The sequence below is a fragment of the Frankia sp. CcWB2 genome (genome assembly GCF_977927585.1).
Genome location: NZ_CDWRCM010000046.1, coordinates 14,952 through 18,112, shown reverse-complemented (window position 1 = coordinate 18,112; position 3,161 = coordinate 14,952). Strand labels below are relative to the sequence as shown.

4 protein-coding genes and 1 pseudogene are annotated in these 3,161 nt (G+C 67.2%); all 5 read left to right on the top strand.

Annotated elements, in window-relative coordinates; genetic code table 11:
* On the top strand, positions 1 to 1,174 hold a 1,174-nt coding region (locus ACY45C_RS07310), incomplete at its 5' end, for a radical SAM protein (protein ID WP_462186875.1).
* Positions 1,171 to 1,848 carry a hypothetical protein gene (locus ACY45C_RS07305; RefSeq protein WP_462186874.1) on the top strand — a complete coding sequence of 226 codons (678 nt, stop codon included), beginning with the start codon at positions 1,171 to 1,173 and terminating at the stop codon, positions 1,846 to 1,848. The genes ACY45C_RS07310 and ACY45C_RS07305, both read left to right, overlap by 4 nt.
* Positions 1,826 to 2,248 carry a hypothetical protein gene (locus ACY45C_RS07300; RefSeq protein WP_462186873.1) on the top strand — a complete coding sequence of 141 codons (423 nt, stop codon included), beginning with the start codon at positions 1,826 to 1,828 and terminating at the stop codon, positions 2,246 to 2,248. The genes ACY45C_RS07305 and ACY45C_RS07300 overlap by 23 nt, the downstream gene beginning before the upstream one ends.
* Complete coding sequence (locus ACY45C_RS07295; protein WP_462186872.1) at positions 2,245 to 2,451, top strand: hypothetical protein; 207 nt, start codon at positions 2,245 to 2,247, stop codon at positions 2,449 to 2,451. The genes ACY45C_RS07300 and ACY45C_RS07295 overlap by 4 nt, the downstream gene beginning before the upstream one ends.
* Positions 2,436 to 3,161 (top strand): annotated as a pseudogene (locus ACY45C_RS07290) (RiPP maturation radical SAM C-methyltransferase); the annotation flags it as partial. The gene ACY45C_RS07295 and the pseudogene ACY45C_RS07290, both read left to right, overlap by 16 nt.

Genomic DNA, 3,161 nt, shown 5'->3' with positions numbered 1-3,161 from the left:
TCAGTTTGCCGGAAAATCTCTCGCGTTCGTCTTCAAAATTGCATCTCGGTGCAACCTCGACTGCAGCTACTGCTATGTTTATAATAAAGGTGACAATACCTGGCAGGACCGCCCGGTCGTCATGCGCGACGACGTCGTCGAGGCGGCGCTTGGTCGCATCGAGGCGTGGTGCGAGGCGACCGGCCAGCGGCGAGTGCGGATAACGTTCCACGGCGGCGAACCCCTGCTCGCCGGCCGAGCACTTGTGGACCGCTGGTGCCGGCGCATCCGAGAGCGGCTGGCTGGCACGGCCCGGGTCGACTTCAACCTGCAGACCAACGCCACCCTGATCGACGACGACTGGGCGGAGCTCTTCGTCGAGCACCGCATCGAAATCGGCGTGTCGATCGACGGCCCCGCGGAGATTCATGACGCCGCCCGAGTGGACCGGCGCGGCGCCGGGTCGCATGAGCGCGTGGTGAGCGGAATCGACTGTCTGAGAAGACACGGCGTAGGGATGGGTGCGCTCGCAGTCGTCCAGTTCGGAGCCGACAGTGTTTCGATCCACCGGCACATCACTTCGCTGGGTTTCCGCACCATGAACTACCTCCTCCCCGACTTCACCCATGACACTGTGGCCGAGGTGCGCCGGGCCCACGGCCCGACACCGTGTGCAGACTACCTACTACCGGTCTTCGACGAGTGGTGGGTCAACGACCCGGTGTCGACCAGAATCCCACTTTTCGTGGCCGTTTCGCGACTTGTGCTCGGTGGTCGCTCCAACATCGACATGGTCGGGAACGAACCGTTCGGATTCGTGTTCATCGAACCCGACGGCGCCGTCGAGGATCTCGACGCCCTCAGGGTCTGTCGGCACGGCATGGCTGGGACGGGCCTCAACGTGTTCGCCAACGACGTGTCCGACGTGGGCGCGCTCTCATCGCTGCACCGTGCGGCGATGTTCGACGGACTACCGGTGCCGACGGGTTGCCAGACCTGCCCGGAGGCGACCACGTGTTCCGGCGGCTACCTGCCTCATCGCTGGTCATCGAACGCGGCGTTCGACAACCCGAGCGTGTGGTGCGCTGACCTGCTCGCGCTGTTCGCTCACGTCCGTAAGCGCCTCGACGTCGACATCGAGGAGACCGCCCTGCGCCGCCAGGCTCTCGCCGAGATGACCCGAGTGGTCGTATGAGCCTGGACGACGTCGGCGAGGCCTTGACCTGGCTCGACGGGACCACGCTCATCGACACGCTCGACAGCGCCGTCGTCGACAGAACAGCGGAGGCCTTGCGGCGTCGGTCCGGCGCTGGTGCCGTCACCGCGATCACGCAGCTCGACGAGCATCGGCAGCGGCGCGTGCTGCGCGCGCCGGAAGTCACCCGGCGATTGCTGTTCGCCACGACTGGACCCGACGACGTCGAAGCTTTTCTCGCCGCGGCGATCGGGGTCGAGATGACGCTCGCCGGCAAGGGACCGCCCCCGACGAAACCTTCCTGGTCGGCACTGGGAGATGTCTGCGTGCGCCCGGACGGCACCACCGACGGGTGGCCGCAGCTGCCCGGCGACCGCACCATGGCGCTGGACTTCGGCAGCCCGAGAGGTCGCGGCATTGACCTGAGCGGACGATTCGAGCGTACGAACGCCTCCCGGCCGTCGTTCACCGTCGACCAGGTGAACACGATCCATCGACGCCTCGTCGAGACCATGTCCTCGCTTGCTGGGCTGTCGAGCGTCGTCGAGCCCTTCGTGCAGCGTGCCACCTGCGTCCTGGTGCTGCAGATCGATCCTGACGGCGCTGACCACGTCGCCTCGGGCACGAACGGCAACTACATCGGCCGGTCTCGTGACCAACCCGCACCACCCTGAGGCCTCGCTGGACTGTCTCGCCGAGGGCGTCGTCCATGAAGCCATCCACGGCCTGCTATACCGAGAGTGCCTGCAACGCCCGTGGGTGGGCGGCGACGCCGCTGTCGAGGTGCCGTGCGTCCGGTCGCCCTGGACCGGGCGCCTACTTCCCGTTCGACCGTTCCTGGAGGCAGTCCACGTGTGGTTCGGTCTCGCGCACCTGTGGGCGCTCGGGAGCAGAACGGCGGGTTTCGAGCCCCGCGCCGTCCGGGCCCGCCTCGTTCGCAGTGTCCGGGGTTTCGCCCAGGGCTCGGTAGCGGACCTGGTCCGGCCGTGGTGGCCGGACATCAGGCGCGAGGTCGTCGAACGGATCGACGGGCTTCAGGCACACGTCGTCGATGCGCTGCCGGACGTCTCGTGAAGAGCATCAGCGTCGTCGCGATGCCATGGGCGTCTCCGGAGACGCCGAGTATCCAGATTGGCATCCTGACCGCCGTCGCCGAACGCGCCGGGCTGCCCGTCAACGCCTACAGCCTCCAGCTCGAAGCGGCGGGCTACTTCGCCGGCAACGGCGCCCCGACGCTGTACGACGCCGTCGTGCGGCGCTGGTGGAGAGTCGGCTAGGTGAGTGGATCTTCAAGGATCCCGGGCGGCCGGTACAGGAGTGGAGCGACTACGTCGACTACCTGCGGCGGGAACAGGTGCCGGACGCGGTCGTCAATGCTGCATTGGGCATGAGGGAACTTACTGACGCGTTCCTGTCTGCGTCGGCCGACGAGATCCTCGCAACCGAGCCGGCGGTGGTCGGTTTCACTACGACGTTCTCGCAGACGGTGCCCTCGTTGGCACTTGCCCGCCGGTTGAAGTCGAAAGATCGCGACCTCGTCGTCGTGTTCGGCGGCGCCAACTGCGACGCCGAGCTGGGGACCGCGTTGCACCGGCTCTACGACGAGGTCGACTACGTCGTCCAAGGCGACGCCGAGCGTACCTTCGGGCCGCTGTGCACCGAACTGTTGGCCGGACGCCGGCCTGGGAGCGGTCCCGGCCTGCTCGCCCGTGGGAGCGGTGACGAGGGCTCACGCGTTCACCGCATCGCCATGTCGGAAGCACTGACCCCGGTGTACGACGAGTACTTCGAGCGGCTTGCCCGGTCGCCGCTACGCGAGTCGTTGTCGTCCCGGACGCGTCTGGTCGTCGAGACCTCCCGAGGGTGCTGGTGGGGGGAGCGTCACCACTGCACGTTCTGCAGGCTGAACGGGTCGAGCATGACCTTCCGGGCCAAAGCCCCGGACCAGGTCGTGGACGAAATCGAGTTTCTCGCCCGCCGCCACCGC